This is a genomic window from Goekera deserti (assembly GCF_010685995.1).
GTDB lineage: Bacteria > Actinomycetota > Actinomycetes > Mycobacteriales > Geodermatophilaceae > Goekera > Goekera deserti.
Genome location: NZ_JAAGWK010000009.1, coordinates 236,423 through 262,376, shown reverse-complemented (window position 1 = coordinate 262,376; position 25,954 = coordinate 236,423). Strand labels below are relative to the sequence as shown.

Here is a 25,954-nt window from a genome sequence, read left to right as displayed (position 1 = left end):
CCGACAGCCGTGCGCCGGTGTCCCGTGGCCGCACCGGGCGGGTGCCCCGCGACCCGGGATTGTCGGTGGCCGCTCCTAGCGTCGCCGGCGTCCGGACCACCGCCACGAGGGGACCCCCGATGCTCATCGACTGCGACACCTGCACCGTCCGCGGGGACGGGTGCGCCGACTGCGTCGTCACCGTGCTGCTGGGGGCGCCGCCCGGCTGGCGGGGCACCGACCCCCTGGTCGTCCCGCTCCGGCGGCGGGCCGCGGACGGCCTCGACACGCTGCACTCACGTGACGACGCTCCGGAGTCGGTAAACCCAAACAGTGATCTGGCTCACATTGACACCGCGGCGGACGGCGCTCGCGCGGTCGTCGACCTGGACGAGGTGGAGCGCCGGGCCGTCGGGGCCTTGGCAGACTTCGGACTGGTTCCGCCGCTCCGTCACCAGGATGCGTCCGGACCTGGTCACACGCGTCACCAGATCCGGGACCGGCACGTGAGTTGACGAATCACACGAGCGGAATTCAGCAGGTCTCGCCCGAGGCCCCGGCGAGTGCGCGCAGTGGGAGCGGGTCGCCGCCGGATCTAGCGTGAGCGTCGTCCGACCGGGTGTCCGTCACTCGTCGAGCGACACCGGCCGGACGCCGCCATGCACCCGGGACGCACCAGCGCCCGGCGGGCGGTCCGATGCAGGAACGGAGACGCCGACCGTGCCGACGCCCCAGCTCCTCTCCAGGCTCCGTCTGGGCGCGTCGCCGTCCCCGGCCGTCCCCGCCCGTCGCGCCCGGCGGGCTCGGCGGCTGACCAGCACGCTGGTCCTCACCGCCAGTGCCGCGCTCGTCGCCGGCCTGTTCCCGGGCAGCGCCACGGCCGCCCCGGCGTCCTCCGCGGAGGCCGCCGAACTCGTCGCCGCGGCGAGCCGCGAGCTCGAGGTGGTCACCGAGCAGGTCAACGAGGCCACGGTCACCCTCGAGCAGCAGGACGCCGCCGCGGTCGCGGCCGCCCAGGCCGCACTCGACGCGCAGGCCCGGGTGGACGCCGTCGAGGGCCAGCTGCGGCAGGTGGCCCGCAGCGCCTACACCGGCGACAGCCTGGCCCGCTTCTCCGCCCTGATGACCAGTGACTCACCCGACCAGTTCATCGCCCAGGTCAGCACGCTGGACGTCATCGCCGCGCACACCAGTGACATCGTCGACGCGGCCGCCCTCGCCGCGACCGCGGCCGAGCAGACCCGGGCCGACGCCGACGCCGCCGCGGCCGCCGCGGCGCAGACCCTGCAGCAGGTGACCGGGCAGCGCGACGCCCTGCAGTCCCGGATCACCGGGTACCAGGCGGACTTCCTGGCGCTGTCGGCCGCCGAGCAGGCCGAGGTGGCGCGCCGGGTGGCCGGTCAGCAGCTCGAGGCGCCGGACGTCGTCGTCGCCCGCCCCGCCGGCGAGGGGAGCGACGGAGAGGACGATCGGGACGACGCCGCCGAGGACACCGGGTCCGCCGGCGCCGAGGCCCCGCGGGACGACGCGGCGAGCGGGGACACGGTCGTGGCCGGCGGCGACCTGCAGGCGGTCCTCGACACGGCCCTGGCCCAGCGCGGCGACCCGTACGTGTGGGGCGCCGAGGGGCCCAGCAGCTTCGACTGCTCCGGGCTGGTGCTGTACGCCTACGCCGCCGCCGGCATCTCTGTGCCGCACTCCAGCCGGATGCAGTCCACGATGGGCACGGCGGTGTCCCGCGCGGCCCTGCAGCCGGGCGACCTGGTGTTCTTCTACAGCCCGGTCAGCCACGTCGGCATCTACGTGGGCAACGGGAAGATGGTGCACGCGCCCACGTTCGGGTCGCCGGTGCAGATCGGCAGCGTCGACATGGGCGGCTACGTCGGTGCCCGGCGGCTGATCGGCTGACCTCGGTCCCTCCAGCACGACCGGCTCCACCGGCACGGGCCCCACGTGCTCGGCCCCGCTGCAGGGACCCCGTGCGAGCTTGCGAGTGCTGGGGGCAGCGGGGTCCGTCTCCTAGGATCGGTGCCCGTGAGCGCCCGCCGTGTTGCGCTGCTCGTGGCGCTGGTCCTCGGGGCCGCGCTGGCGGCGGTCCTGCTGCTCACCACCCCCGGGCAGCTGCTCCCGGTCCCGGCCGGCGGCGCCACGCCGGTCGACGCGGCCGCCGACTTCTCCGCCGCGCAGATCCAGCGGGGCGACGACTTCGCCGCCGCGATCCGGCCGGCGTCCCTGGTCTCGCTGCTGCTGGGGCTGGCGGTCTCGGCCCTGCTGGGGCTGACCCGGCTCGGTGGCCGCCTGGTGCGCGCCGTGGCCCCCGCCCGCACCTCTGACCCCACCGGCGCGGCACCGCGCGGCGGCTGGGTGTGGCAGGTGCTGCTCGGCACGGTCGCCGTGGTCGTCCTGGGCCGGCTGGCCACGTTGCCGGTCGGCGTGTGGGCCGAGGTGGTGCGGCGCCGCTACGGGTTGTCCACCCGCTCCTGGGGGCTCTGGCTCCGGGACGTGGCCACCTCCACCGCCATCACCGCCGTCGTGACGGCCCTGGCGCTGGTGGCGCTGGTGGCGCTGGTGCGGCGGGCCCCGCGCACGTGGTGGGCCTGGGCCGGCGCGGGTGCCGCCGGGCTCGTGGTGGTGGGCTCCTTCCTCTACCCGGTGCTGGTCGAACCCGCGTTCAACGACTTCACCTCCATGCCGGCCGGGCAGCTGCGCACCGACCTGCTGGAGCTGGCGGAGGAGAGCGGGACGCCGGTGCAGGACGTGCTCGTCGCCGACGCCTCCCGCCGCACGACGGCGCTGAACGCCTACGTGTCCGGCTTCGGCTCCACCCGCCGGATCGTGGTCTACGACACCCTGCTGGAGCAGGTCTCCGTCGCCGAGGTCGAGTCGGTGGTCGCGCACGAGCTCGGCCACGTGGCCGCCGACGACGTGCTGACCGGCACCGCCGAGGGCGCCCTGGGTGCCGCGGCGGCCATGGCGGGGCTGGGCTGGCTGCTGTCCTGGACGCCGCTGCTGCGCCGGGTGGGGGCCGACGGTCCGGGGGACCCCCGGGTGGTGCCGCTGCTGCTGTTCCTGGTCGCCGCCGCCACGCTGGTGTCCACCCCGGTGCAGAACGGGGTGTCCCGGCAGGTGGAGGCGCGCGCCGACCTGCACGCGCTGGACCTCACCCGGGACCCGGATGCGTTCATCGGCCTGCAGCGTCAGCTCGCGACGGCCAACCTCGCCGACCTGGACCCGCCGGCCGCCTGGCAGTGGTTCTTCGGCTCGCACCCGACCTCGGCCCAGCGGATCGCCTTCGCCCGGGACTGGCAGCGGGACCGGCAGGGATGAGCCGGTCCACCCTGGTCGTCACCAACGACTTCCCGCCGCGGCAGGGCGGCATCCAGACCTTCGTCGCGGCGCTGCTGGCCACCCGCCCGCCGGACTCGCTGGTCGTGCTGGCCTCCGACCACCCGGGCGCGGCCGCCCACGACGCCGGGCTGCCCTACCCCGTGGTGCGCGCGCCCACCGGCATGCTGCTGCCCACCCGGGGCGCCGTCCGCGCGGCGACCGGGCTGGTGCGCGCCCACGGGTGCGACCGGGTGCTGTTCGGTGCCGCGGCCCCGCTCGGCTGGATGGCGCCGGCGCTGCGCGAGGCCGGCGTCCGGCACCTCGTGGGCGCCACGCACGGGCACGAGACCGGCTGGGTGGCGCTGCCCGGTGCGCGCGCCGCGATGCGTCGGATCGCCTCCGGGCTGGACGTGGTCACCTACATCAGCGAGTACACCCACGGCCGGCTGGCCCCCGCGCTGGCCGGGTGCACCGAGCTCACCCAGCTGTCCCCGGGCGTCGACGTCGCCGCCTTCACCCCGGACGCCGACGGCGCCGCCGTCCGCGCCCGGTACGCGCTGGGAGACGCCCCGGTGGTGGTCTGCGTGTCCCGGCTGGTGCCCCGCAAGGGCCAGGACCTGTTGGTGGCGGCCTGGCCCCGCGTGCTGGCCCGGCACCCGGACGCCCGGTTGCTGCTGGTCGGCAGCGGTCCCGCCGAGCGCCCGCTGCGCCGGGCGGTGCGGTCCGCGGGCCTGGCGGGTTCGGTGGTGTTCACCGGCGGGGTGCCAGCGGACCAGCTGCCGGCGCACTACGCGGCCGGCGACGTGTTCGCCATGCCGTGCCGCACCCGGCGAGGTGGCCTGGACGTCGAGGGTCTCGGCATGGTGTACCTGGAGGCAGCCGCCTGCGGGCTGCCGGTGCTGGCCGGCACGTCCGGCGGGGCACCGGAGACCGTGCAGGAGGGCGTGACCGGTCATGTGGTCGACCCCCGGTCGGCGACCGGCCTGGCGCGGGTGCTCGGTGACCTGCTGGCCGACCCGGCGCGGGCGCGCGCGATGGGCGCGGCCGGCCGGCAGTGGGTGGAACGGCGCTGGTCCTGGTCGAGGATCAGCGCGACCTTCGACCAGGTGCTGGACGGCGGAGGGGCCGGGGCGTGAGCCCCGGCCCCTCCGCCGTCCGCGTGCGGCCGGTGGGTCGTCAGCGCGCGTAGAGGTGCTCCACCTCGTCGGCGTACTCCTTCATGACCACCTGGCGCTTGAGCTTGAGGCTCGGTGTCAGGGTGCCGTTGGCCTCGGTGAAGTCCACTCCCAGCACCCGGAACTTCTTGATCGCCTCGGCCTGGCTGACCGCCTTGTTGGCCTCGGTGACCGCGCTCTGGATCTCGGCGAGCAGGACAGGGTCCTCGCGCAACTGGTCGGGCGTCGTGCTGTCCGGCCGGTCCTGGCTCTTGAGCCAGGCGGGCAGGGCCTCCACGTCCAGGGTGACCAGGGCGCCGATGAAGGGGCGCTGGTCGCCCACGACGATGCACTGGCTGACCAGCTTGTGGGCACGGAGGCGGTCCTCCAGCACGGCCGGGGCGACGTTCTTGCCACCCGCCGTCACCAGGATCTCCTTCTTGCGCCCGGTGATCTTCAGGAAGCCCTCGCTGTCCAGCTCACCGATGTCACCGGTGTGGAACCAGCCGTCGCCGTCGATCGCCTCGGCGGTGGCCTGCTCGTTCTTCCAGTAGCCGCGCATGACGATGCCGCCGCGCAGCAGCACCTCGCCGTCCTCGGCGATGGCGGCGGAGACGCCCGGCAGCGGGCGCCCGACGGTGCCGATGCGCAGCGCGGCCTCGTAGTTGACCGCCGCCGCCGCGGTGGTCTCGGTCAAGCCGTAGCCCTCGAAGACCGTGACCCCGACTCCCCGGAAGAAGTGCCCGAGTCGCTCGCCCAGCGGTGCGCCGCCGGAGATGGCGCCCTCGCACCGGCCGCCCAGGGCCTGGCGCAGCTTGCTGTAGACGAGCCGGTCGAACAGCGCGTGCTGCAGCTTCAGGCCGAGGCCGGCGCCACCGGTGTCCTGGGCGCGCGACCAGGCGATGGCGACCGCGGCGGCCTTGTCGAAGATCTTCCCCTTGCCGCCATCGTCGGCCTTCTGCTTGGCGCCGTTGTAGACCTTCTCGAAGACGCGGGGCACGGCCAGCACGAAGGTGGGCTTGAAGGCGGCCAGGTCCTCGAGCAGGTTCGACACGTCGGGCGTGTGCCCGATGACCGTGCGGGTGCGGATCGCCCCGACCTGCAGCACCCGGGCCAGCACGTGCGCCAGCGGGATGAACAGCAGCAGCGAGCCCTGCTTGTTCATAAAGCGGTCGAGCAGGGTGATGCCGTTGTCGATCTCCAGCAGGAAGTTGCCGTGGGTCAGCTCGCAGCCCTTGGGCCGGCCGGTGGTGCCGCTGGTGTAGATCAGCGTCGCCAGGGTGTCCGCGTGCAGGGTGGCCCGGCGGGCGGCGAGCTCGCTGTCGGGCACGTCGGCGCCGGCGACGGACAGCGTGCCCACGGCGTCCTGGTCCAGCGTCCAGACCGAGCCCAGCTCCGGGACGCCCTCGCGCAGCGACTCGACCATCGCCGCGTGCTCGGGGGTCTCCACGATGATCGCCCGGGCTCCGGAGTCGGACAGGATCCAGGCCACCTGGTCGGCACTGGAGGTCTCGTACACCGGGACGACGACGGCGCCGGCGGTCCAGATGGCGAAGTCGCACACCGTCCACTCGTAGCGGGTCTTCGCCAGCAGGCAGACCCGGTCGCCGGCCTGGACGCCGCCGGCGACGAGGCCCTTGGCGACCGCGCGCACCTGGGCGCCGAACTCGGCGTACGTCACGTCCTCCCAGCGGCCGGAGCGCTGGATGCGCAGGCCGACCTTGTCGGGGTGCTCGGTGGCATTGGCCGTCACCATGTCGGGAAGGGCATCGTCGGGCCCCACGGTGGCCGTGGGGGGAACGCTGAGCTCGCGCACGCCGGTCCTCTCTCACCCGCTGCCGCCGGAGGCATCGTCGCCTCGCGGTCAGCGGCCCGGGCATTCGGTAGCGCCCCAATCTAGTGGTTCGTGCTACTCAGCAGTAGGCCCCTCGTCACGATGACGTCCGGGGGGCCCGCAGCCCCCCGGAGGAGGTGCCCGCGCTCCCCGGACCTCCGGTCCCCGACCGGACACCGACTACCCTGCGGCCATGGCCGACCAGTCCACCCAGTCGATCGTCGTGGACGCCCCGGCGTCCCAGGTGATGGCCGTGATCTCCGACTTCCCCGCCTACCCGCAGTGGGTCTCCGCCGCGAAGGTCGTCGAGGTGCTCGAGGCCGGCCCGGACGGGCGCGCCGCCCAGGTGCACTTCGTGCTGGACGCCGGTGCGGTCAAGGACGACTACGTGCTCGACTACACCTGGGACGGCGACCGCTCCGTGTCCTGGACCCTGGTGCGTGGCCAGATGCAGAAGCGGCAGGAGGGCTCCTACACCCTCGTCGAGCGCGGCGGCAGCACCGAGGTGACGTACACGATCACCATCGACCTCTCCATCCCGATGCTGGGGATGATCAAGCGCAAGGCGGAGAAGGTCATCCTGGACACCGCGCTCAAGGAGCTCAAGAAGCGCGTCGAGGCCTGAGGCGGGCGTGCGCACCGTCCTCCTCACCGGTCCCGGCGGCTCCGGGGCCAGCACCGTCGCGCTCGCCACCGCCCAGCAGCTGCGTGCCGGCGGCGCCACCGTCCGGTTCGTCACCGCCGGCCGGCCCGTCCCGGCAGCCCTCGGCGAGGGCCTGTCGGTGACCCCGGTGTCGGGTCAGCAGGCGTTCGAGGACCTGTGGGGTCCGCTGGCGCAGACCCTGGCCGGCTGGCTGCCCGGGTTCGCGGTGCCGCCGTCCAGCTCGGTGGTGGCACCGCCGGGGTCCGGCGAGCTGGCCCTGCTCGCGGCCGTCGCCGCCGCCCGGGACACCACCGACGTGCTGGTCGTGGACGCCGGCCCGCTGCCGCAGGCCCTCACCTTGCTGGCGCTGCCGGCGTCGCTGCGCTGGTGGCTGGCCCAGGTCGCGCCCACCCGGGTGCGGGTCCTGGGCGCGGTGCGCTCGGCCGCCGTCCGGGCCGGCGCCGCGCGCCGCGGGCCGGTCGACGACGTGCTGGCCGCGCTGCCGGTGGTCGAGCGGCTGCTGGACGGCCTCACCCTCGACGACCCCGCGCGGACGTCGGTGCACGTGGTGCTGCGGCCGGAGCACGCGGCACTGGCCGAGGTGACCTCCGCGGCGACCGACCTCGCCCTCGGCGGTCAGCGGCTGGCCTCGGTGACGGTCAACCGGGTGCTGCCGGCCGGCCCGGGGGAGTGGTGGGCCGCCCGCGCTGCCCAGCAGGAGGACGTGCTGCGCGGGGCAGGCGGCATCGGGGTGCCCGTCCACCGGGTGGCCGAGGCGCCGCACGCGCCGGTCGACCTGGCCGGTCTGCGCGCGCTGGACGCCGCACTCCCGCCCACCGAGGCGCCGGACGCCGTCCGGCCGGTCCCGGTGCGGGTGGACGGCGGGTGGCAGCTGGCACTCGCGCTGCCGCACGCCGCGCGCGGCGAGGTGGAGCTGACCCGCTGGGCCGACGACCTCGTGGTCGACGTGGGCGGCCGCCGGCGGTCGTTCCCGCTGGACTCGCTGCTGCGCCGCTGCGTCGTCGCCGGCGGCCGGCTGGTCGAGCCGGGCACCCCGGCCGCCACCCTGGAGGTGCTGTTCCACCCGGACGCCGAGCTGTGGCCCGCCGGACTGCTGAGACGTGAAGGGACGCCCGCATGAGCGCCGCACCCCCCGACTGGGCCGAGTCCTGGCGGCAGCTCGGCACCGGCATGAACGGGTGGCTGGCCGCGCTGCCGGCCGTCGCCCAGGCCGCCGCCGACGCGGTCGCCACCGGGACGGCGGCCGGGGCACGCGCCGCGGGCACCGGGACCCCGGCGGAGGGGGCCACCGCGACGAGCGCGGCAGGAGCCTCGACCTCGCCCCCGACCGGGCAGGCCGGGTGCGACGCGCGTCAGGCTGCGACCGGTGCGCCCGCGGGGCCGCCGCACACGGACTCGTGCCGCGGCTGCCCGGTGTGCGCCGTGCTCGCGGTGCTGCGCGGTGAGCGCCCCGAGGTCACCGACGCGCTGGCCGACGCCCTGACCGCGGCAGCAGCCGCCCTGCGCGCGCTGGCCGACCCGCCCGGCCGGCCGGCGGACGGGCCCGGGCCGGTGACGGACCCGGCGGCCGGGCCCACGGACGCGCACCCGCCGGCCGCTCCCGGCGCCGGTGGGCCGGCAGCCCGCGAGCCGCGCCCGACCACGGTGCAGCGCATCGAGGTGGCGTGAGCGCCGCTGCCGGCCCCCCGGAGCCGCAGGGCGCCGGCGCGACGTCGCTGCCGGCGCTGGGCATCGACATCGGCGGCACCAAGGTCGGGGGCGGGGTCGTGGCGCCGGACGGCACGATCACCGACACCGCCCGGCGGGCGACCCCGGGCACGAGCGTCAGCGCCATCGAGAACGCCATCGTCTCCGTCGTGGACGAGCTGGCCGAGCGGCACGGCGGCCCGCTGGTCGGCGTCGGCATCGGCGCGGCCGGCTGGTTCGACCGCACCGGGGACACGGTGCTGTTCAGCCCGCACCTGGCCTGGCGCAACCAGACCCTGCGCCAGGACCTGCGCGACCGGCTGCAGCGCCCGGTCTGGGTGGGCAACGACGCGGACGCCGCGGCCTGGGCGGAGTACCGCTACGGCGCCGCCCGCGGGGCCGACCTGGCGCTCATGATCACCCTCGGCACCGGCATCGGCGGCGGCATCGTGATGGACGGACGGCTCCAGCGCGGTGCCCACGGGGTGGCCGGCGAGTGGGGCCACATGCGCGTGGTGCCCGGTGGGCGGCTGTGCGCCTGCGGCAACCGCGGCTGCTGGGAGCAGTACGCCAGCGGCACCGCCCTGGGGCAGACCGCCCGCGAGGTCGCCCGCTCCTCACCGGCGGCCGCGATGCTCCTGCTGGACCGGGTCGGTGGCGACGCCGACCGGCTGACCGGCGAGCACGTGGCCCAGGCCGCCGCCGAGGGCGACCCGCTGGCGCTGGAGCTGCTCGGCGACGTCGGTTCCTGGCTGGGGCAGGGGATCGCCGACCTGGCCGCGGTGCTCGACCCGTCGGTGGTGGTCATCGGCGGCGGCGTGAGCGTGCTCGGCGAGATGGTCCTCGGCCCTGCCCGGGCCCGGCTGGAGCGGGCCCTGCCCGGCCGTGGCTTCCGGCCCGGGCCCACCGTCGTCGCCGCCCAGCTCGGTGCCCAGGCCGGGCTGGTCGGTGCCGCCGACCTGGTGCGCCGGGCCGAGGCGGAGCGGGGACTGCCCTCCCCGGCTCCGCTGGCGCGCACCGGCTGGGCCCCGGAGGGGCGGTCCGGCGTCGACCCGGTCTGAGGCCGGGGCGGCTCACTCCGGGGCGAGCTCGCGGGCCAGCTGCTCGAGGAACAGGCCGATGTCGGTGACGATGCCCATCGCCTGGGCGCTGCCCCGGTCGGCCAGCTTGGTCACCGTGGCCGGGTTGATGTCCACGCACACCAGCGGGATGGACGCCGGCAGCAGGTTCCCGGTGGCGATCGAGTGCAGCATCGTGGCCACCATGATCGCGAACCCGACGTCGTGCAGCTCGGCGCGCATCGCGCGCTGACCGTCGATGACGTCGGTGATCACGTCGGGCAGCGGTCCGTCGTCGCGCACCGACCCGACCAGCACGAACGGCTTCCGTGCCTGCACCATCGCGTGCATGACGCCGCCGGTGAGGACGCCGGACTCCACCGCGGCGGCGATCGACCCCGCCGACCGGATGGTGTTGATCGCCCGGATGTGGTGCTCGTGCCCGTGCGGCACGCCGGAGCCCTTGGCCAGGTCGACGCCCAGCGACGTGCCGTACAGCGAGGACTCGATGTCGTGCGTGGCCAGGGCGTTGCCGGCGAACAGCACGTCGACGTAGCCGGCCCGCACCAGCCGGACCATCGCCGGGGACGCCCCGGTGTGCACCACGGCGGGGCCGCCGACCCACAGCACCCGGCCACCGGCCGCCTTCACCTCGCGCATCCGCTCGGCGATCTGGCGCACCAGCAGCGCCTGCGGCTTCTCGCTCGACACCGCCGAGTTCATGAAGCCGAACTCGTCCTCCTCCCCGCGCGCCGGCTGCGGGGGCAGCTCGACCCGCACCCCGTGGGCGCCGCAGACGACGGCCTGGCCGGCGCGCACGTCGCTGACCGGCACGGTGCGCACCGCGCCGTCGGTCACGACCAGCCCGCAGTCCATCTCCGGCTGCTGCACCCGCAGCCACTCCCGTTCCAGCCGGACGAAGGTGTCCAGGTTGGTGGTGGAGTAGAAGTCGTCGGGGAACACACCGTCGCGGGGCGCGGGGCGCGTGGTGGCGGTGCCGGGGTCGACCGGGTTGGCCCCGTGCACCTGCAGGCGCATGAGGATCCGGTCGAGCAGCTCGGGGTCGTCCGCGCTGACCTCGATCAGGGCGCGGGACTCGTCGCCGTGCTCGCGGCCGAGGTCCAGCGAGGCGATGCGGTAGTCGCCGCCGTACTCGAGGGTGTCGTCCAGGACCCGGGCGAGCATCCCGGTGTCCATCAGGTGACCGGTCAGGGTGACGGTGGTGTGGCGCATGTGCACATGGTCGCGCCCCGCGCTCGGACCGTCACCAACGGCCCCAGGCGACCACCGAGGCCACCACCCGCGACGCCCGTCCCCTCCGAGCTCGCCCGTGCTGCGGAGCGGGCACCGACCTCGATCAGCGGGCAGCGCGCGGGCGCCGGCCCGGCCGGCGAGGGTGGGGGTCAGACGACGGCGCCGTCGTCGTCGTCCTCGTCGCGGTCGCGCATCCGGGACACCAGCACGGTCACGCCACCGACCAGCGCCAGGACGCCGAGCAGGATCCCGGCGTCGCCGGACACCCGGAGCAGGCCCGGCGCGAAGACGAGCAGCACGCCCAGGGCGATGAGCAGGCAGGCGTACAGCGAGGCGGGCGCCGGGGCCGACAGCGGGGGCGGGGGCGGCGGCTCGAAGTGCTCCTCCGGCGGCGCGGCCCACTCCAGCGGGCGCAGCTCCTCGGCGGCGTCGCGGGCCGGCTCGCGCGCGGGTTCGCGGTGGGCCGGGGCGGCCGGGCGGGGCGGGGACCCCACCGCGTCGGCGGCCGGCTCGCCGCGGGCCACGTCGGGCTCGCCGTGCTCGACCGGGGTGCGCCCGTGCTCGGCCTCGTAGCCGGCGACGATCCGCGCCCACTCCGCCTCGTGGTCCAGCCCGGCGTCCAGGGCCGGCGCCGGCGGTGCTGTGGGGGCGTCGGCGTGGTCGTCGGCGTGCTGCTCCACCACCTGCCGGGCGAGCGAGCGCTGCGACCGGTCGACGAACAGCCGGTCCGAGGGCGGGCTGGGCAGGAACACGGTGCGGGTGTACTCGTCGACGTGCGCCGACGGGTCGAGGTAGGCGGCGATGCCCTCCTCGCGCAGCACGTCGAGCAGGTGCTCGCCGACCCGCGGGTCGACGTCGCGCAGCGGAGACCACAGGGCGGCGTCCAGGCCGTTGTCCCGGCGTCCCCGGGCCCGGCGGGGTGAGCTCACGTGGACGGGCCGGGGGTGGTGGCGGGCTGGTGCACGGAGCGCTCCTCGCGGGGCCGGTGCTGGACCGGGCGGACGTGGTCGGGAGCCCGATTATCCTCCGGCCCCGAGGTTCCCTAGTCTGTCAGTCGCTGAGGGAGGCGTGTTGCTCTACTGGTTGGTCAAGTTCGTCCTGCTCGGTCCGCTCGTCCGTGTCACCTGCCGTCCTGAGGTGCACGGGCTCGAGAACATCCCGACGCGTGGTGGGGCCGTGCTGGCCAGCAACCACCTCTCCGCCGCCGACTGGATCTTCCTGCCGCTGATGGTGCGGCGGCGGGTCATCTTCCTGGCCAAGGCGGAGTACTTCCGCGGCTCCGGGGTCAAGGGGTGGCTGCAGCGGCTCTTCTTCTCCGGCACCGGCCAGGTGCCCATCGACCGCACCAGCGCCTCCGCGGCCGAGAACGCGCTCAGCACCGGCACCCGGATCCTGTCGGCGGGCAGCCTGCTGGGCATCTACCCCGAGGGCACCCGGTCGCCGGACGCACGGCTCTACCGCGGCAAGACCGGGGTGGCGCGGATGGCGCTGGAGAGCGGCGTCCCGGTCATCCCGGTGGCCATGGTGCACACCGAGAAGGTGCAGCCGCTGGGCAAGCGGCTGCCGCGCATCCACAAGGTCGAGGTGCGCATCGGCAAGCCCCTGGACTTCTCCCGCTACGCGGGCCTGTCCGGTGACCGCTTCGTGGAGCGGTCGATCACCGACGAGATCATGTACGAGATCATGACGCTGTCCGGCCAGGAGTACGTGGACCTGTACGGCGCCAAGGTCAAGGCCGCGATGGACGCCACCGGCAACACGGCCGTCGAGGCGGTCGCGCAGATGCGCCCGCCGGCCCGCGAGTCGGCCGACCGGGTGCCCACCACCCTCGCCGGCTGACCCCGGCCGGCCGGGCCCCCACCCGGCCCGCCGGTCGTCCGGCGGGCTGGGTGCCACGGCAGCACCTACGGTGATCGACGTGCGGCGCTACTTCTACGACACCGAGTTCATCGAGGACGGCACGACCATCGACCTGGTGTCGATCGGCGTCGTCGACGAGACGGGGCGGGAGTTCTACGCCGTCTCCACCCAGTTCGACCCGGACCGGGCGATCCCGTGGGTGCGCCGCAACGTGCTGGACAAGCTGCCCCCACCGGCGGACCGGGCATGGCGCACGCGCGAGCGGATCCGCGACGACCTGCTCTCCTTCCTCACCGCACCCGGGGAGGAGGTGCAGATGTGGGCGTGGATCGCCGCCTACGACCACGTCGCGCTGTGCCAGCTCTGGGGGGCGATGACCGCGCTGCCCCGCAGCGTGCCCCGATTCACCCGCGAGCTGAAGCAGCACTGGGAGGACGCCGGTTCCCCACCGCTGCCGCCCAAGTCGCCCGACGCCCACGACGCCCTGGTCGACGCCCGGCACGGCCTGGCCGTCTGGCGCGCGGTCGAGGCCGCCCGCGGCTGAGGCAGCACCCGCTGCTCCCCACCACGGGCAGGCCGTGACGGGGAGCAGCGGGGACGGACGCTAGACCGAGAAGACGCCGAGCAGCCGGGTCAGCTCGCCGGACAGGTGGTCCAGCTCGCCGGCGGCGGCGCGGGCACGGCCGACGTCCTGGGCGCTGCGCTCGGCGTCGGCACTGACGTCGGTCAGCGTGCCGTTGACGGCGGTGGCCCCGTCGGCGACCGAGGTGATGTTGCGGGTGAGCTCGGCCGTGGTCGCGGTCTGCTCCTCCACGGCGCCGGCGATGGTGATCTGGTGGCCGTTGATGTCCCGGACCACCTCGCTGATCTGCTCCATCGCGCTGACCGCCGCACCGGTCTGCTCCTGGATGCCCTGCACCCGCTCGGCGATCTCCTCGCTGGCCCGGGCTGCCTGCTGGGCCAGCTCCTTGACCTCGTTGGCGACCACGGCGAAGCCCTTGCCGGCGTCGCCGGCGCGGGCGGCCTCGATGGTCGCGTTCAGCGCCAGCAGGTTGGTCTGCTCGGCGACGCCGGCGATCACCCGGATGACGTCGCCGATCTCCGCCGACCGGGCGCCGAGGGCGGCGATGGTGCCCTGGGTCCGCTCGGCGAGCTCGGCCCCCTGCTGGCCGACCCGGGCGGCGTCGCTGGCGCTGCGGGAGATCTCGTGGATGGAGGCGCCCATCTGCTGGGCACCGGCGGCTGCGGAGCTGACACCGCTGCTGATGTCCGCCGCCGCGCGCTGCGCGCCGATCGCCCGGTCCCGGCTCTGCCCGGCCCGCTCGCGCAGGTCCTCGGCGATCGCGGTGACGCCGGCTGCCGAGGCGGCGAGGCCCTGGGCGCAGCTGCCGATGTCGCGCACCGTGCCGGCGACCTTGTCCACGAACCGGTTGAAGGTGCCGGCCAGGTCGCCGAACTCGTCGGCGCGGGAGTCGTCCATGCGCTGGGTGAGGTCGCCCTCGCCGTCGGCGATCTCGGCCATCCGCCGGCGCAGCCGCTCCAGCGGGCGGGTCAGCCCGATGCCGAGCAGCCAGGCGCCGAGGAGGCCCAGGGCCAGCAGCACGACCGCCGAGACGACCAGGGCGGTGATCAGCGAGCGCTGGCCGGCCGACAGCGCCTCGACCGGGGCGGCGAAGTCGCTGTCCTGCGCGTCGACCGCGATCACCCAGTCCCACGGCGCGTAGTAGGTGACCTTCACGGTGTGCCCGCCGGTCTCGGCGTCGGTGTACCGCACGGTCGCCTGCTCGCCGGGCTGCAGGTCCACGGCGGCGTCGACGACCTGCTCCACCCACCGGGTGCCGTCGGCATCGGTGGCCTCCAGGGCCGACTCGCCCTCCGGCACGACCTCGGTGCCGATCAGGGCCGTCCCGCGGCGGGTGCCGGCGCCGCCGAAGACCGACACCGAGCCGTTCTCACCGACCGAGGTCTGCAGCAGGCTCTCCCGCAGTGCCGGCAGGTTCTCCTGCTTCACCCCGGCGTAGAGCATGCCGATCACCGTGCCCGCGGCGTCCCGCAGCGGGGTGTAGGCCGACACGTACCAGGAGTCGACGACGAAGGCGTTGCCCTTGTAGGTGGTGCCGCCGAGCACGGTGGAGACCACCGCGTTGGGTGAGCCGTCGGCGTTGACGTGCGGGATGAAGGTGCCGATGGCGCGGGAACCGCTGGCCGCGACCACGTTGGTGGCCACCCGCAGCATGTCCCCGGCTTCGTTGACCCGCTGGAAGACCGTCGCGGTGCCGCCGACCAGCTGCTGGACCTGGTCCACCACCGGCGTGGGCACCGCGACGTCGGCGTTCTTGCCGATCCAGCGGCCGCCGACGAGCACCTGGGGCAACGTCACCGGGGTCACCTCGGAGGTGAACTGGTTCTTGGCGTCCCATGCCACCGTGGGACCGCGCGGCGGAGCCACGCTCATCCCGCCGGCCTGCCCGAGCACGTAGGACGCGACCGCGATGCCCTGGTCCAGGGTGACGGCGGTCGAGGCGCCCTGCGTGGAGACCACGTCGTAGACGCCGGTGGCGGTGCGGCTGAGGTCCTCGTCGACCAGGGCGCGCACGTTCTCCCGCGTCTGGTCGTTGAGCCGGTCGCTCTGCCAGACGCTCACCGCGACGCCGGCCGACGCCGTCAGCGCGACGCTCGCCACCGTCGCCGCGACGACCTTCTGCCTGATTCCCCAACGCACGGTGGTCCCCCTTCGTGGTGTGGCACTTGCACACCACAGGAGTCTTCGGCCGCTGCGCGGCAGAGCTGACCTGAGATCGGCCCCCACGAGCACCGTCGCCCCACCCGTCACTCCGGCCCCATGGCGTCCGTGGCCGCGGCGGCGGCAGGGGCAGGGCCTCGGCCGCCCCGTGTCCGGGCCGCCGTACTCTCGGGGGGTGAGCCTGACCGAGCCTGCCGAGCTGCTCCCCGGACTCGACCGGTGGCGTGACCTGCCTGCCGCCCAGCAGCCGGAGTGGCCCGACCGTGGCGCGCTGGACGCGGTGCTGTCCACGCTGTCCACCGTGCCGCCGATCGTCGCCCCGGCGGAGGTGGACACCCTGCGGGCCCAGCTGGCCGACGTCGCCGCGGGCCGGGCGTTCCTGCTGCAGGGCGGCGACTGCGCCGAGACGTTCGACCTGAACACCGAGCCGCACCTGCAGGCCACCACCCGCACGCTGCTGCAGATGGCCGTGGTGCTCACCTACGGCGCCAGCGTGCCGGTGATCAAGGTCGGCCGGGTCGCCGGCCAGTACGCCAAGCCGCGCAGCTCGAACATCGACGCCCTGGGCCTGCCGTCCTACCGGGGCGACATGGTCAACTCGCTGAACCCGGTGCTGGAGGAGCGGATCCCCGACCCCGGCCGGCTGGTGCGCGCCTACGCCAACTCCGCCGCCGCGATGAACATGATCCGGGCCTACGCCCGCGGCGGGCTGGCCGACCTGCACGCCGTGCACGACTGGAACCGCGACTTCGTGGCCACCTCGCCGGCCGGTGTCCGCTACGAGGTCATCGCCCGCGAGATCGACCGGGCGCTGGGCTTCATGAAGGCCTGCGGCGTGGACGACGCCGCGCTGCGCAGCGTGGAGCTCTACAACAGCCACGAGGCGCTGATCCTGGACTACGAGCGCGCGCTGATGCGGGTGCACGACGGCCGGCCCTACGCGCTCAGCGCGCACTTCGTCTGGGTCGGGGAGCGCACCCGGCAGATGGACGGCGCGCACATCGAGTTCGCCTCCAGGCTGGCCAACCCGGTGGGGGTCAAGATCGGCCCCACGACGACGCCGGAGCAGGCCACCGAGCTGGTCGAGCGGCTGGACCCCGAGGGCCTGCCGGGCAAGCTGACCCTGATCAGCCGGATGGGCAACGGCAGGATCCGCGACGTGCTGCCGGCGATCGTGGAGAAGGTCACCGCCAGCGGGCACCAGGTCGTGTGGCAGTGCGACCCGATGCACGGCAACACCCACGAGTCGCCCAGCGGCTACAAGACGCGGCACTTCGACCGCGTCGTCGACGAGGTGCTCGGGTTCTTCGACGTGCACCGCGGGCTGGGCACCTGGCCAGGCGGCATCCACGTCGAGCTCACCGGTGAGGACGTCACCGAGTGCCTCGGCGGTGCCCAGGAGATCAGCGACGACGACCTGGCCGGCCGGTACGAGACGGCCTGCGACCCGCGGCTCAACACCGGGCAGAGTCTGGAGCTGGCCTTCCTCGTCGCCGAGATGCTCCGGGGCTGAGGACCCGCTGCCCCGCACCACATCCGAAGGACCCCGTCCCCCTCATCCCTCGCACGCTCGGGACGAGCCTCTGGACGGGGCCTGAGCGGGCCCCGGCAGCCGGGGCCGGAAGGCACGGCGGAATGACGTACTCCCTGGTCGACCTGCGCAGCGACACCGTCACCCGGCCGACCGACGGCATGCGACGGGCGATGGCCGAGGCGGAGGTCGGGGACGACGTCTACGGCGAGGACGCCTGCGTCAACGCCCTGGAGGAGCGGGTCGCCGACCTGTTCGGCCACGAGGCGGCGCTGTTCGTGCCCTCGGGCACCATGGGCAACCAGATCGGGATGCGGCTGGTGTGCGAACCGGGCCAGGAGGTGCTCGGTGACGCCGAGGCCCACGTGGTCACCTACGAGATGGGCGCCGCAGCCGCGGTGTTCGGCCTGTCCACCCGCACCGTGGTCTCCGCCGGCTGCCGGCTGGACGCCGCGCAGCTGATCGAGCAGGTGCGCCCTCGGGGCGACTGGCACCTGACCGCCACCGCGGCGATCGCGGTGGAGAACACGCACAACCGCGGCGGGGGCCTGGTGCAGCCGCTGGACCAGCTGCAGCAGCTGTGGGACTGGTCCCGCGGGGCAGGGGTCGCAGTGCACCTGGACGGCGCCCGGGTGTGGAACGCCGCCGTCGCCTCCGGGGTGCCGCTGTCCACCTACGGGCGGCTGGCCGACACCGCCTCGGTGTGCCTGTCCAAGGGCCTGGGCGCGCCGGTCGGCTCGGTGCTGGTCGCCGGGGCCGAGCGCATCGCCGCGGCCCGGCTCTGGCGCAAGCGGCTGGGCGGCGGCATGCGGCAGGCCGGTGTGCTGGCCGCCGCCGGGCTGCACGCCCTGGACCACCACCTCGACCGGCTCGCCGACGACCACGCCCGGGCACGCACCCTGGCCGAGCGGCTCGGCGCGGACCCGTCGCGGGTGGAGACCAACATGGTCGTCCTGGAGGACGTCGCCGCCCCGGTGGTCGCCGAGGCCGCGCGCGCCCAGGGCGTGCTGGTGGGCCAGGTCGGCCCGCGGCGCATCCGGTTGGTCACCCACCTGGACGTCGACGACGCCGCCGTCGACCGGGCGGCCACCGTGCTGGGCGACCTGCTGCGCCGCTGAGCGCCCCGTCACCGACGGCCGACGGCCCCGCCCCCGCGCTGCCGGGGACGGGGCCGTCGGGTCGGGCGGGTGCCTCAGTAGGCGCTGAACAGCAGGTCGTTCTCCGCCGTCCGGGTCGTCGGCACGGCGCCCTGCGTGGCGCCGCTCTTGATTGCCGCGCTGACGGTCGCCGGGGTGGCCCCGGGGTTGCCCTGCAGGTAGAGCGCCGCGACGCCGGCCACGTGCGGGGTCGCCATCGACGTCCCGCTGATGGTGTTGGTGGCCGTGGTGCTGGTGTACCAGTCGCTGGTGATGCCGACGCCGGGTGCGAACAGGTCGACGCAGCTGCCGTAGTTGCTGAAGCTGGCCGGGGCGTCGGTGCGGTCGGTGGCGCCGGTGGTGAGCGCCGCCGGCACGCGCGCCGGGGAGGAGGTGCAGGCGTCCAGCGGACGGCCCCGGGCGTCGCCGTTGCCCGCGGCCACGGCGTAGGTGACGCCGTCCCGGATGGAGTTGGCCACGGCCGTGTCCAGGGCGCTGCTGGTGCCGCCGCCGAGGCTCATGTTGGCGACCGCGGGCCGGCCGGCCTGGTGGTCGGCGGTGACCCAGTCGACGCCGGCGATCACCCCGGAGGTGCTGCCGCTGCCGGAGCAGTTGAGCACCCGCACGGCCACCAGGCTGACCTGCTTGGCCACGCCGTACGTGCTGCCGCCGACGGTGCCGGCGACGTGCGTGCCGTGGCCGTTGCAGTCGTCGGCCGTGCCGCCGTCGATCTGGTCGACGCCGCTGCGCACCCGGCCGGTGAAGTCGGTGTGGCCGAGCGCGATGCCGGTGTCGATGACGTAGGCGGTCACCCCGGCGCCGGTCGCGGTGTAGGTGTAGCTGCTGGACAGCGGCAGTGCGCGCTGGTCGGTGCGGTCCAGGCCCCAGGTGGCGCCGGACTGCGTGGTCGTGGTCTGCACGGCGACGTCGGGCTCGACCGAGACCACCCCGGGCAGGGTGCTCAGCCGGTCGGCCAGCGGCTGGGGCAGCGTGACGGCGAAGCCGCTGAGCGCGGCGGTGTAGACGTGCTCGACGTCGCCCCCCATCCCGGCGGCGAGCCCGGCCACGTCGGAGGGGACGCTGCCCGGCGCGAGCACCACGATGTAGGAGCCGAGCGCCCCCTGGCCCGGGGCGGCGGGCACGGCGGAGGCCGCGGTCGTACCGAGTCCGGCGGTGACCAGCAGGGCGGCAGCGGCGACCGCGGTGGTCCGGAGCAGGTGTCGAGCGTGCACGGGCGTTCCCCTCGTCCGGGCGGAGAGCCGGTCGTGCGGGCAGGTGTGCCGCACAGCGTGGGCTCAGGTGGACCTAGTGAACACGGCTAACTAGCAGAAGATAAGGCTTGTGTGTTGCTGTCAACGGGGGTAACGGCCGTCGTCCCGGGTGTGCCGCACCGACGTCGACGGCCCCGCCCCCCCGAAGGGGGACGGGGCCGTCGACGGGTGCGCCGCTCAGGCGGTGGGGTGCTCGATCTGGCCGGCGAGGTACAGCGGCTCGCCGAGGTTCCCGATCAGCGACAGCTGGGTCTCCAGGTAGTCGATGTGGTGCTCCTCGTCGGCGAGGATCTCCTCGAACAGCCGCTTGCTGGTGTGGTCACCCACCGCCGCGCAGTGGGCGATGGCCGGGCGGAGCCGGTCCACGACCTCGATCTCGATGGCCATGTCGGCCTCGAACTGCTCGGTGATGGTCTGGCCGATGCGCAGCGACAGCAGCTTCTGGTAGTTCGGCAGGCCCTCGAGGAAGAGGATGCGGTCGGTGAGCTTCTCCGCGTGGGTCATCTCCTCGATCGACTCCGCGCGCGTGTGCGCCGCCAGCTTCGTGTAGCCCCAGTTCTCCTGCATCTTCGCGTGCAGGAAGTACTGGTTGATCGCCGTGAGCTCGCTGGTGAGCTGCTCGTTGAGCATCTCGATGACGCGGGCGTCACCCTGCATGTCGTTCCTCCGTCGTCCGCGTGTGACCTGCCCGGTCGGGCGGGCTCGGGGGGAGGGTAGCGAGCGCTCCTGGCCGGCAGGCCGGGTCGCGGCCGGACGCCCGGGCTCAGGCTGCGTGTGCGGGCAGCTCCAGGCCGTGCAGCGGGTGCGCCGCGCGCAGCCGGTCGCAGATCCGGTCCAGGCAGCCGCCGCAGCCGGTGCCCGCGGCGCACGCGTCGCCGACCTCGTCCTCGGTGCGGGCACCGCCGGCGATCACGTCGGCGAGCTCGGTCTCGGTCACGGCGTGACAGATGCAGGCGTACACGGGACTCCCGAGACGTCGTGTCGTGCTGGGGGCAGAGTGTGCTGAGGCACTCCTAAGTTAGCTCAGCCTTCCCTACTTGCCAACCGCGGTCAGCCGAAGGTGGCGAGCAGGGAGACCTCGGTGCCCGGGTCGACCCGTTCCCCGGCCCCCGGGGACTGCCGCACCACGCGGTCGCCGAGGAAGGAGGTCACGCTGGTCCGCAGCCCGGCCGCCTCCAGCATCGCCCGGGCGTCGTCCTCGTCCTCGCCGACGACGTCGGGCACGACGACCTGCACCGGCCCCTGGGAGACCGTCACGGTGACGGTGCTGCCGTAGGGCGCGGCCTCGCCGGGCGCGGGGCTCACCGCCATGACCTGCCCCGGCTCGACGTCGTTGCTGCGCGCGCTGGCCCGCTCGACCTCGAAGTCCAGGCCCTCCAGCGTCTCCTGCACCGCGTCCGGGTCGCCGCCCACCAGGTCGGGGACCTGCACCGTCGCCGGCCCGTCGGACACGGTGGCGGTCACGGTGGTCCCGCGTTCCATCTCGGTGCCCGGCGCCGGGACGACGTCGATCACCGCCTCCGCCGGGACGGCGTCGCTGCGGCCGCGGGTGGTGCGGAGCTCCAGGTCGCCGTCCAGGGCGTCGACCGCGGCCTCCAGCTCGGCGACCGGGCGGCCGATCAGCGCGCCGTCGACGACGAAGCGCTCGGGACCCTTGGAGACCACGACGGTGACGTCGCCGCCGATGACCAGCCGGCCGTCGTCGGGCTCGGCGCGGATGACCACGCCCTCCGGCGCGGTGTCGCTGTACTCGGCGTCGGCCAGCACCGGGTCCAGGTCGTTCTGCTGGATCATGCCGATGGCCCGGTCCTGGGGCTGGCCCACGATGGAGGGCACGTCGCGCCAGCGGCCGGAGCCCAGCCACCAGCCGATCGCGCCGATGGTGACGGCCAGCAGCAGGATGATCGCGACGGCGAGCCGGGCGCGCCGGCGCCGCACGTGCTGCGGTACCCCGGGCCGCACCGGGACGCGGGTGGCCCCCACCGCGGGCCGCGCGCCGACCTGCGAGGTGGGGCCGGGCCCCATCCCGGGCAGCATCGAGGTGCGCCCGGCCCGGTCGGCGCGCGGGCCGAGCACCTCGGTGCGCGGGTTGCCGGGGGCGCTGGGGTGCCCGGACCGGGGCTGCTGGGGCCGGGACTGCTGGGGCCGGGACCAGCCGGACGCCGACGGCTGCCCGGGGCGGGCGCCGGCGGGCCGGTTGGTGGGGCGCAGCGTGTGCGGGTTGGCGGTGGCGCGGCCGGTGGGCACCGGTACCCGGGCCAGCTGCAGCTCCTTGCGCAGCCGGCCGAGCTCGGCCAGCAGCGCCCCGGCGTCCAGCGGGCGGACGCCGGGGTCGCGGCGGGTGGCCCGGGCGACCAGCTCGTCGACCTGCCACGGGATGCCGGGCACCTCGGCCGAGGGCAGCGGCACGTCGTGGTGCACGTGCTGGTAGGCCACCGCCAGCGGGGTGTCCCCGGCGTAGGGCGGGTGGCCGGTGAGCAGCTCGTAGAAGACGATCCCGGCGGCGTAGACGTCGCTGCGGCCGTCGGCCCGGCCGCGCTCCAGCTGCTCGGGGGAGAGGTAGGCGACCGTGCCGATGAGCACGCCGCCGGTGTGGCTGGTGTGCCCGGTCCCGGCGACGGCGCGGGCCAGGCCGAAGTCGGCCACCTTCACCTGGCCCTCGGTGGAGATGAGCACGTTCTCCGGCTTGATGTCGCGGTGCACGATGCCCGCCCGGTGGGCGGCGGTGAGCCCGGCGAGCATCGGCTCCAGCACCGCGAACGCCTCGGCCACGGTGAGCCGGCCGCGGGCCTGGAGCAGGTCGCGCAGGGTGCGGCCGCGGACCAGCTCCATGACCAGGTAGACCAGGCCCTGGTCGCTGCCCTGGTCGCTGACCGACACCACGTTGACGTGGCTGAGCATGGCCGCGGCCCGGGCCTCGCGGGTGAACCGGTCGACGAAAGCAGGGTCGTGCGCCAGGTGCTCGACCATCACCTTGACCGCGACGATCCGGTCCAGCCGCAGGTCGGTGGCGGAGTAGACCGTCGACATGCCGCCGCGGGCCAGCCGCTCCTCGAGGCGGTAGCGCCCCTCGAGGACGATCCCGACCACGGGGTCGGTCACGGCGGTGTCCACGGCGGCGAGTCTAGGAGCGGATCCGGCGATCCGGGGCCCACCACGCGGGCGGGACCGCACCCGCCCGAGTTCCCGGTCACACCGGCCCCGGCGGCCCCCGTGCAGGGTCCCGTCGCGAGCGTGCGAGGGGTGGGGGGCACGGGGGTCTTGGTCAGCCGAGGTCCAGGCCCGGGTAGAGCGGGTGCCGTTCGAGCATCTCGGCGGCGGCCGCGCGCGAGCGGTCGGCCAGGCCGTCCTCGACCCGGTACTTCGCCTTGGAGGTGCCGCCGCTGGCCGCCGGCAGCGGCGTCGTCCCGGACAGGACGTCGACGATCAACTCGGCCGTCCGGTCGAACTCCGCCGCGCCGAAGCCGCGGGTGGTGAGCGCGGGGGTGCCCAGCCGGATGCCGGAGGTGTACCAGGCGCCGTTCGGGTCGGCCGGGACGGCGTTGCGGTTGGTGACGATGCCGGCCTCCAGCAGCGCCGACTCGGCCTGCCGGCCGGTGAGCCCGTACCCGCTGACGTCGATGAGCACCAGGTGGTTGTCGGTGCCGCCGGTGACCAGCGACGCCCCCCGCCGGGTGAGGCCCTCGGCCAGGGTGACGGCGTTGTCCGCGACGGCCTGCGCGTAGCCGGCGAAGGTGGGCTGGCGGGCCTCGGCGAAGGCGACGGCCTTGGCGGCCATCACGTGCGGCAGCGGGCCGCCGAGCACCATCGGGCAGCCGCGGTCGACCGCCTCGGCGAACTCGGGCTGGGCCAGCACCAGGCCACCGCGCGGGCCGCGCAGCGACTTGTGCGTGGTGCTGGTGACCACGTGGGCGTGCGGCACCGGGTCGAAGTCGCCGGTGAGCACCTTGCCGGCGACCAGCCCGGCGAAGTGCGCCATGTCCACGACCAGGGTGGCGCCCACCTCGTCGGCGATCTCCCGCATCGCGGCGAAGTCGACCCGACGCGGGTAGGCCGAGTAGCCGGCCATCATGATCAGCGGCCGGACCTCGCGGGCGGTGGCCCGGACGGCGGCGTAGTCGAGCAGGCCGGTGGCCGGGTCGGTGCCGTAGGAGCTCTGCTCGAACATCTTGCCGCTGATGTTCGGCCGGAAGCCGTGGGTGAGGTGCCCGCCGGCGTCCAGCGACATGCCGAGCATCTTCTGGTCGCCCAGCTCGCGGCGCAGCGTCGCCCAGTCGGCGTCGGTGAGGTCGTTGACGTGCTTGGCACCGGCGGCGGCCAGGGCGGGGGACTCCACCCGCTGGGCCAGCACGGCCCAGAACGCGACCAGGTTGGCGTCGATGCCGGAGTGCGGCTGCACGTAGGCGTACTCGGCGCCGAACAGCTCCCGGGCGTGCTCGGCGGCCAGCGCCTCGACGGTGTCCACGTTCTGGCAGGCGGCGTAGAACCGGTGCCCGACGGTGCCCTCGGCGTACTTGTCGCTGAACCAGTTGCCCATGGTGAGCAGCACGGCGGGGCTCGCGTAGTTCTCGCTGGCGATCAGCTTCAGCGACGCCCGCTGGTCGGCGAGCTCCTGGGTGATCGCGTCGGCGACCCGCGGCTCGACGGCGGAGATGACCTCGAGCGCGCTGCGGTAGGCGGTCGACGCGGCGTCACCGTCGAAGGCGGCGCGGTGGCCGGGGGTGGCGGCGACGTCCGGGAGCAGAGCGGCGGGGGGCTGTTCGGTGGTGGTCACGGGGCCTCCGGGGAGATGACGACAGGACTTCTCGCCCAGGCGCACGGCGGTGGACTGCGGGCCGCTCCCCGGTGGTGGTCCACCTCGATGCGCCAGTCACGGCCCCGTGCCGATGGTAACCGCGCTGCCCGTGGGCGACGCTCTCGGTCGTCCCGCCGGCTCACCGCACCCGGACGACGGTGTCGCGGGGCACCGACCGCACGCCGGAGACGCCGCAGAGGGTGAGCGTCGAGGCCAGCTCCGCGGTGAGCCCGTCGAGTACCGCGGTCACGCCCGCGGCGCCGCCGGTGGCCAGGCCCCAGATGGTGGGCCGGCCGACGAAGACCGCCGTCGCGCCCAGGGCCAGGGCGACGGCGACGTCGCTGCCGTGCCGGATGCCGCCGTCGACGTACACCTCGACGTCGTCGCCGACCGCGTCGACCACCTCGGGCAGGGCGTGCGCGCTGGCGACCGCCGGGTCGGCCTGCCGCCCGCCGTGCGTGGACACCCACACCGCCGAGGCGCCGGCCTGCACGCACAGCGCCGCGTCGTCCCCGCGCAGCACGCCCTTGACCACCACCGGCAGCCCGGAGACGTCGGCGAACCGGGAGACGTCGTCGAAGGTCCAGGACGGGCTCTGGATCGCGGCGAGGCCGGGCGCCGGTCCGTGGACCGGCGGGTGGTTGGCCATCCGCAGGTGTGCGTGCGCGGACGTGTCGGCGCCGACGTCACGCAGCCGCCGGCCCAGCACCGGCAGGTCCACGGTCAGCACCAGGGCGCGGTAGCCCGCCTGCGCAGCCCGCCGGGCCAGGTCGTCGGTGTACGCGGGGGAGTGCAGCCGGTACAGCTGGAACCACTTCGGCGAGCCGGGCTGCACCGCGGCGACCGCGGCCTGGGAGTGGTTGGCCGACGTGGACACGGTCATCAGCGCACCGGCCGCGGCGGCGCCGGCGGCGGTGCCGAGCTCGCCGTCCGGGTGCGCCATGCCCTGGTAGGCCCAGGGGGCGACGCCGATCGGGGTGCGCACGTCGCTGCCGAGCAGCGTGGTGCCCAGGCCCCGCGACCCGGGCTCCAGCGCGGTGACCCCGCGCAGCACCCGGGGCCGCAGCCGCCAGCTGCCCCAGGCGGCCGGTGCCTCGCGCAGCGTCGTCTCGGTCTCCGCGCCGCCGGCGTAGTACCCGTACGCGGCCGGGGTGAGCAGGCCGCGGGCGCGCTCCTCCAGGTCGACCAGCGAGAGGACCCCCGCGCCGCCCTCGCTCGACGCGGCACCCAGCAGGGGGGCCGGGGCGGCCCCGGTGGCGGCCGGGGCGCCCCCGGCGCCGTCGGTCGGGTGCTCGTCGTTGCTCTGCTCGGTCGCCATAGGCTGGGAGCCTATGGACACCTACACCCCGGCCGAGGTGGCCTCGCTGCTCGGCGTCTCACCGAACAAGGTCCGGCAGCTGCTGCGCGAGTACCGGCTGATGGCGATCCCGGGCAGCGGCAACGGCAAGATCCCGGTCGACTTCATCCAGGACGGCGCGGTGCTCAAGCACCTGCCCGGCCTGCTCACCGTGCTCAAGGACGCCGGCTTCCGCGACGAGGAGGCCTTCGACTGGCTGTTCCGGGAGGACGACAGCCTGCCGGGCACCCCGGTGCAGGCGCTGCGCGACGGCCGGCACACCGAGGTCACCCGCCGGGCGCAGGCGCTGGCCTTCTGAGCCGCGC

At 75.0% G+C, this 25,954-nt stretch carries 23 protein-coding genes and 1 riboswitch; of the genes, 13 read left to right on the top strand and 10 right to left on the bottom strand.

The genetic code is table 11. The features are described from left to right. Positions 1 to 119 precede the first annotated feature (119 nt). The 4 genes from G1H19_RS05600 (at position 120) to G1H19_RS05585 (ending at position 4,442) form a co-directional block, all read left to right on the top strand. Complete coding sequence (locus G1H19_RS05600; RefSeq protein WP_152728681.1) at positions 120 to 494, top strand: hypothetical protein; 375 nt, start codon at positions 120 to 122, stop codon at positions 492 to 494. Between the two features lie 205 nt (positions 495 to 699). Further along, a complete protein-coding gene (locus tag G1H19_RS05595) occupies positions 700 to 1,887 on the top strand; it encodes a C40 family peptidase (RefSeq protein WP_235928004.1) in 1,188 nt (395 codons plus the stop codon). Positions 1,888 to 2,013: 126 nt separating this feature from the next. After that, positions 2,014 to 3,306, top strand: coding sequence for a M48 family metalloprotease (locus G1H19_RS05590; RefSeq protein ID WP_162392566.1), 1,293 nt, complete (start codon positions 2,014 to 2,016; stop codon positions 3,304 to 3,306). Next, complete coding sequence (locus tag G1H19_RS05585; protein WP_152728683.1) at positions 3,303 to 4,442, top strand: glycosyltransferase family 4 protein; 1,140 nt, start codon at positions 3,303 to 3,305, stop codon at positions 4,440 to 4,442. Before G1H19_RS05590 ends, G1H19_RS05585 begins: the two co-directional genes overlap by 4 nt. Positions 4,443 to 4,482: 40 nt before the next feature. Here the strand turns inward: G1H19_RS05585 and G1H19_RS05580 are convergent, their stop codons facing one another. Next, positions 4,483 to 6,216, bottom strand: a complete 1,734-nt coding sequence (locus G1H19_RS05580; RefSeq protein ID WP_152728684.1) for an AMP-dependent synthetase/ligase — start codon at positions 6,214 to 6,216, stop codon at positions 4,483 to 4,485. A gap of 271 nt (positions 6,217 to 6,487) precedes the next feature. On the opposite strand from G1H19_RS05580, the gene G1H19_RS05575 reads away from it, so the two are divergent. The 4 genes from G1H19_RS05575 to G1H19_RS05560 are packed head-to-tail and all read left to right on the top strand — an operon-like array spanning position 6,488 to position 9,705. Beyond that, positions 6,488 to 6,919, top strand: coding sequence for an SRPBCC family protein (locus G1H19_RS05575; protein WP_152728686.1), 432 nt, complete (start codon positions 6,488 to 6,490; stop codon positions 6,917 to 6,919). Positions 6,920 to 6,926: 7 nt separating this feature from the next. After that, positions 6,927 to 8,078, top strand: coding sequence for an ArsA family ATPase (locus G1H19_RS05570; protein WP_162392565.1), 1,152 nt, complete (start codon positions 6,927 to 6,929; stop codon positions 8,076 to 8,078). Further along, positions 8,075 to 8,626: a hypothetical protein gene (locus tag G1H19_RS05565; RefSeq protein ID WP_152728688.1), complete on the top strand. Its 552-nt coding sequence runs from the start codon at positions 8,075 to 8,077 to the stop codon at positions 8,624 to 8,626. Before G1H19_RS05570 ends, G1H19_RS05565 begins: the two co-directional genes overlap by 4 nt. Continuing rightward, a complete protein-coding gene (locus G1H19_RS05560) occupies positions 8,623 to 9,705 on the top strand; it encodes an ROK family glucokinase (RefSeq protein WP_162392564.1) in 1,083 nt (360 codons plus the stop codon). Before G1H19_RS05565 ends, G1H19_RS05560 begins: the two co-directional genes overlap by 4 nt. 12 nt (positions 9,706 to 9,717) lie before the next feature. Here the strand turns inward: G1H19_RS05560 and G1H19_RS05555 are convergent, their stop codons facing one another. Both G1H19_RS05555 and G1H19_RS05550 read right to left on the bottom strand, forming a co-directional pair. Continuing rightward, positions 9,718 to 10,935, bottom strand: coding sequence for an ornithine cyclodeaminase, nickel-pincer nucleotide-dependent (locus G1H19_RS05555; RefSeq protein ID WP_152728690.1), 1,218 nt, complete (start codon positions 10,933 to 10,935; stop codon positions 9,718 to 9,720). Positions 10,936 to 11,105: 170 nt separating this feature from the next. Beyond that, positions 11,106 to 11,885, bottom strand: a complete 780-nt coding sequence (locus tag G1H19_RS05550; protein WP_162392563.1) for a DUF308 domain-containing protein — start codon at positions 11,883 to 11,885, stop codon at positions 11,106 to 11,108. A 139-nt stretch (positions 11,886 to 12,024) separates the two neighbouring features. Here G1H19_RS05550 and G1H19_RS05545 point away from each other — a divergent pair, with 139 nt between their 5' ends. Further along, complete coding sequence (locus G1H19_RS05545) at positions 12,025 to 12,795, top strand: lysophospholipid acyltransferase family protein (RefSeq protein WP_235928002.1); 771 nt, start codon at positions 12,025 to 12,027, stop codon at positions 12,793 to 12,795. A 70-nt stretch (positions 12,796 to 12,865) separates the two neighbouring features. After that, positions 12,866 to 13,360 (top strand): polyadenylate-specific 3'-exoribonuclease AS, encoded by a 495-nt coding sequence (locus G1H19_RS05540; protein WP_235928001.1) that lies wholly within the window; start codon positions 12,866 to 12,868, stop codon positions 13,358 to 13,360. Between the two features lie 60 nt (positions 13,361 to 13,420). On the opposite strand, the gene G1H19_RS05535 is transcribed toward G1H19_RS05540, so the two are convergent. Then, positions 13,421 to 15,538 (bottom strand): methyl-accepting chemotaxis protein, encoded by a 2,118-nt coding sequence (locus tag G1H19_RS05535; RefSeq protein ID WP_162392562.1) that lies wholly within the window; start codon positions 15,536 to 15,538, stop codon positions 13,421 to 13,423. Between the two features lie 196 nt (positions 15,539 to 15,734). Between G1H19_RS05535 and G1H19_RS05530 the strand changes: the two genes are divergently transcribed. Together G1H19_RS05530 and G1H19_RS05525 are read left to right on the top strand one after the other, a co-directional pair. Beyond that, positions 15,735 to 17,072, top strand: coding sequence for a class II 3-deoxy-7-phosphoheptulonate synthase (locus G1H19_RS05530; RefSeq protein WP_162392561.1), 1,338 nt, complete (start codon positions 15,735 to 15,737; stop codon positions 17,070 to 17,072). A gap of 122 nt (positions 17,073 to 17,194) precedes the next feature. After that, on the top strand, positions 17,195 to 18,208 hold the full coding sequence (locus G1H19_RS05525) for a threonine aldolase family protein (RefSeq protein ID WP_152728694.1): 1,014 nt from the start codon (positions 17,195 to 17,197) through the stop codon (positions 18,206 to 18,208). Between the two features lie 74 nt (positions 18,209 to 18,282). Here G1H19_RS05525 and G1H19_RS05520 read toward each other — a convergent pair whose 3' ends face one another. The 6 genes from G1H19_RS05520 to G1H19_RS05495 all read right to left on the bottom strand — a co-directional run bounded on the left by G1H19_RS05520 (position 18,283) and on the right by G1H19_RS05495 (position 25,610). Next, positions 18,283 to 19,458: a S8 family peptidase gene (locus tag G1H19_RS05520; protein WP_202925831.1), complete on the bottom strand. Its 1,176-nt coding sequence runs from the start codon at positions 19,456 to 19,458 to the stop codon at positions 18,283 to 18,285. A 216-nt stretch (positions 19,459 to 19,674) separates the two neighbouring features. Continuing rightward, the gene (bfr, locus tag G1H19_RS05515) at positions 19,675 to 20,154 is read right to left on the bottom strand and encodes a bacterioferritin (RefSeq protein WP_152728696.1); all 480 of its coding nucleotides are present in this window, start codon (positions 20,152 to 20,154) and stop codon (positions 19,675 to 19,677) included. 106 nt (positions 20,155 to 20,260) lie between these two features. Continuing rightward, entirely contained in the window at positions 20,261 to 20,458 is a 198-nt protein-coding gene (locus tag G1H19_RS05510; protein ID WP_162392560.1) for a (2Fe-2S)-binding protein, read from the bottom strand. Positions 20,459 to 20,547: 89 nt separating this feature from the next. Continuing rightward, positions 20,548 to 22,611, bottom strand: a complete 2,064-nt coding sequence (locus tag G1H19_RS05505; protein WP_162392559.1) for a Stk1 family PASTA domain-containing Ser/Thr kinase — start codon at positions 22,609 to 22,611, stop codon at positions 20,548 to 20,550. A gap of 151 nt (positions 22,612 to 22,762) precedes the next feature. Beyond that, on the bottom strand, positions 22,763 to 24,271 hold the full coding sequence (locus G1H19_RS05500; protein WP_235928000.1) for a glycine hydroxymethyltransferase: 1,509 nt from the start codon (positions 24,269 to 24,271) through the stop codon (positions 22,763 to 22,765). Positions 24,272 to 24,297: 26 nt separating this feature from the next. Beyond that, positions 24,298 to 24,381, bottom strand: a riboswitch (ZMP/ZTP riboswitch). Between the two features lie 50 nt (positions 24,382 to 24,431). Next, positions 24,432 to 25,610, bottom strand: a complete 1,179-nt coding sequence (locus tag G1H19_RS05495; protein ID WP_152728698.1) for an alpha-hydroxy acid oxidase — start codon at positions 25,608 to 25,610, stop codon at positions 24,432 to 24,434. Between the two features lie 13 nt (positions 25,611 to 25,623). Here G1H19_RS05495 and G1H19_RS05490 point away from each other — a divergent pair, with 13 nt between their 5' ends. Next, positions 25,624 to 25,947 (top strand): Rv2175c family DNA-binding protein, encoded by a 324-nt coding sequence (locus G1H19_RS05490; RefSeq protein WP_152728700.1) that lies wholly within the window; start codon positions 25,624 to 25,626, stop codon positions 25,945 to 25,947. The last annotated feature ends 7 nt before the right edge of the window (positions 25,948 to 25,954 follow it).

Bases quoted from the DNA above. Each gene is read 5' to 3' on its own strand.
- bfr (WP_152728696.1), bottom strand. From the start codon at position 20,154: ATGCAGGGTGACGCCCGCGTCATCGAGATGCTCAACGAGCAGCTCACC.
- G1H19_RS05600 (WP_152728681.1), top strand. From the start codon at position 120: ATGCTCATCGACTGCGACACCTGCACCGTCCGCGGGGACGGGTGCGCC.
- G1H19_RS05585 (WP_152728683.1), top strand. From the start codon at position 3,303: ATGAGCCGGTCCACCCTGGTCGTCACCAACGACTTCCCGCCGCGGCAG.
- G1H19_RS05555 (WP_152728690.1), bottom strand. From the start codon at position 10,935: ATGCGCCACACCACCGTCACCCTGACCGGTCACCTGATGGACACCGGG.
- G1H19_RS05490 (WP_152728700.1), top strand. From the start codon at position 25,624: ATGGACACCTACACCCCGGCCGAGGTGGCCTCGCTGCTCGGCGTCTCA.
- G1H19_RS05575 (WP_152728686.1), top strand. From the start codon at position 6,488: ATGGCCGACCAGTCCACCCAGTCGATCGTCGTGGACGCCCCGGCGTCC.
- G1H19_RS05580 (WP_152728684.1), bottom strand. From the start codon at position 6,216: ATGGTGACGGCCAATGCCACCGAGCACCCCGACAAGGTCGGCCTGCGC.
- G1H19_RS05495 (WP_152728698.1), bottom strand. From the start codon at position 25,610: ATGGCGACCGAGCAGAGCAACGACGAGCACCCGACCGACGGCGCCGGG.
- G1H19_RS05565 (WP_152728688.1), top strand. From the start codon at position 8,075: ATGAGCGCCGCACCCCCCGACTGGGCCGAGTCCTGGCGGCAGCTCGGC.
- G1H19_RS05525 (WP_152728694.1), top strand. From the start codon at position 17,195: ATGACGTACTCCCTGGTCGACCTGCGCAGCGACACCGTCACCCGGCCG.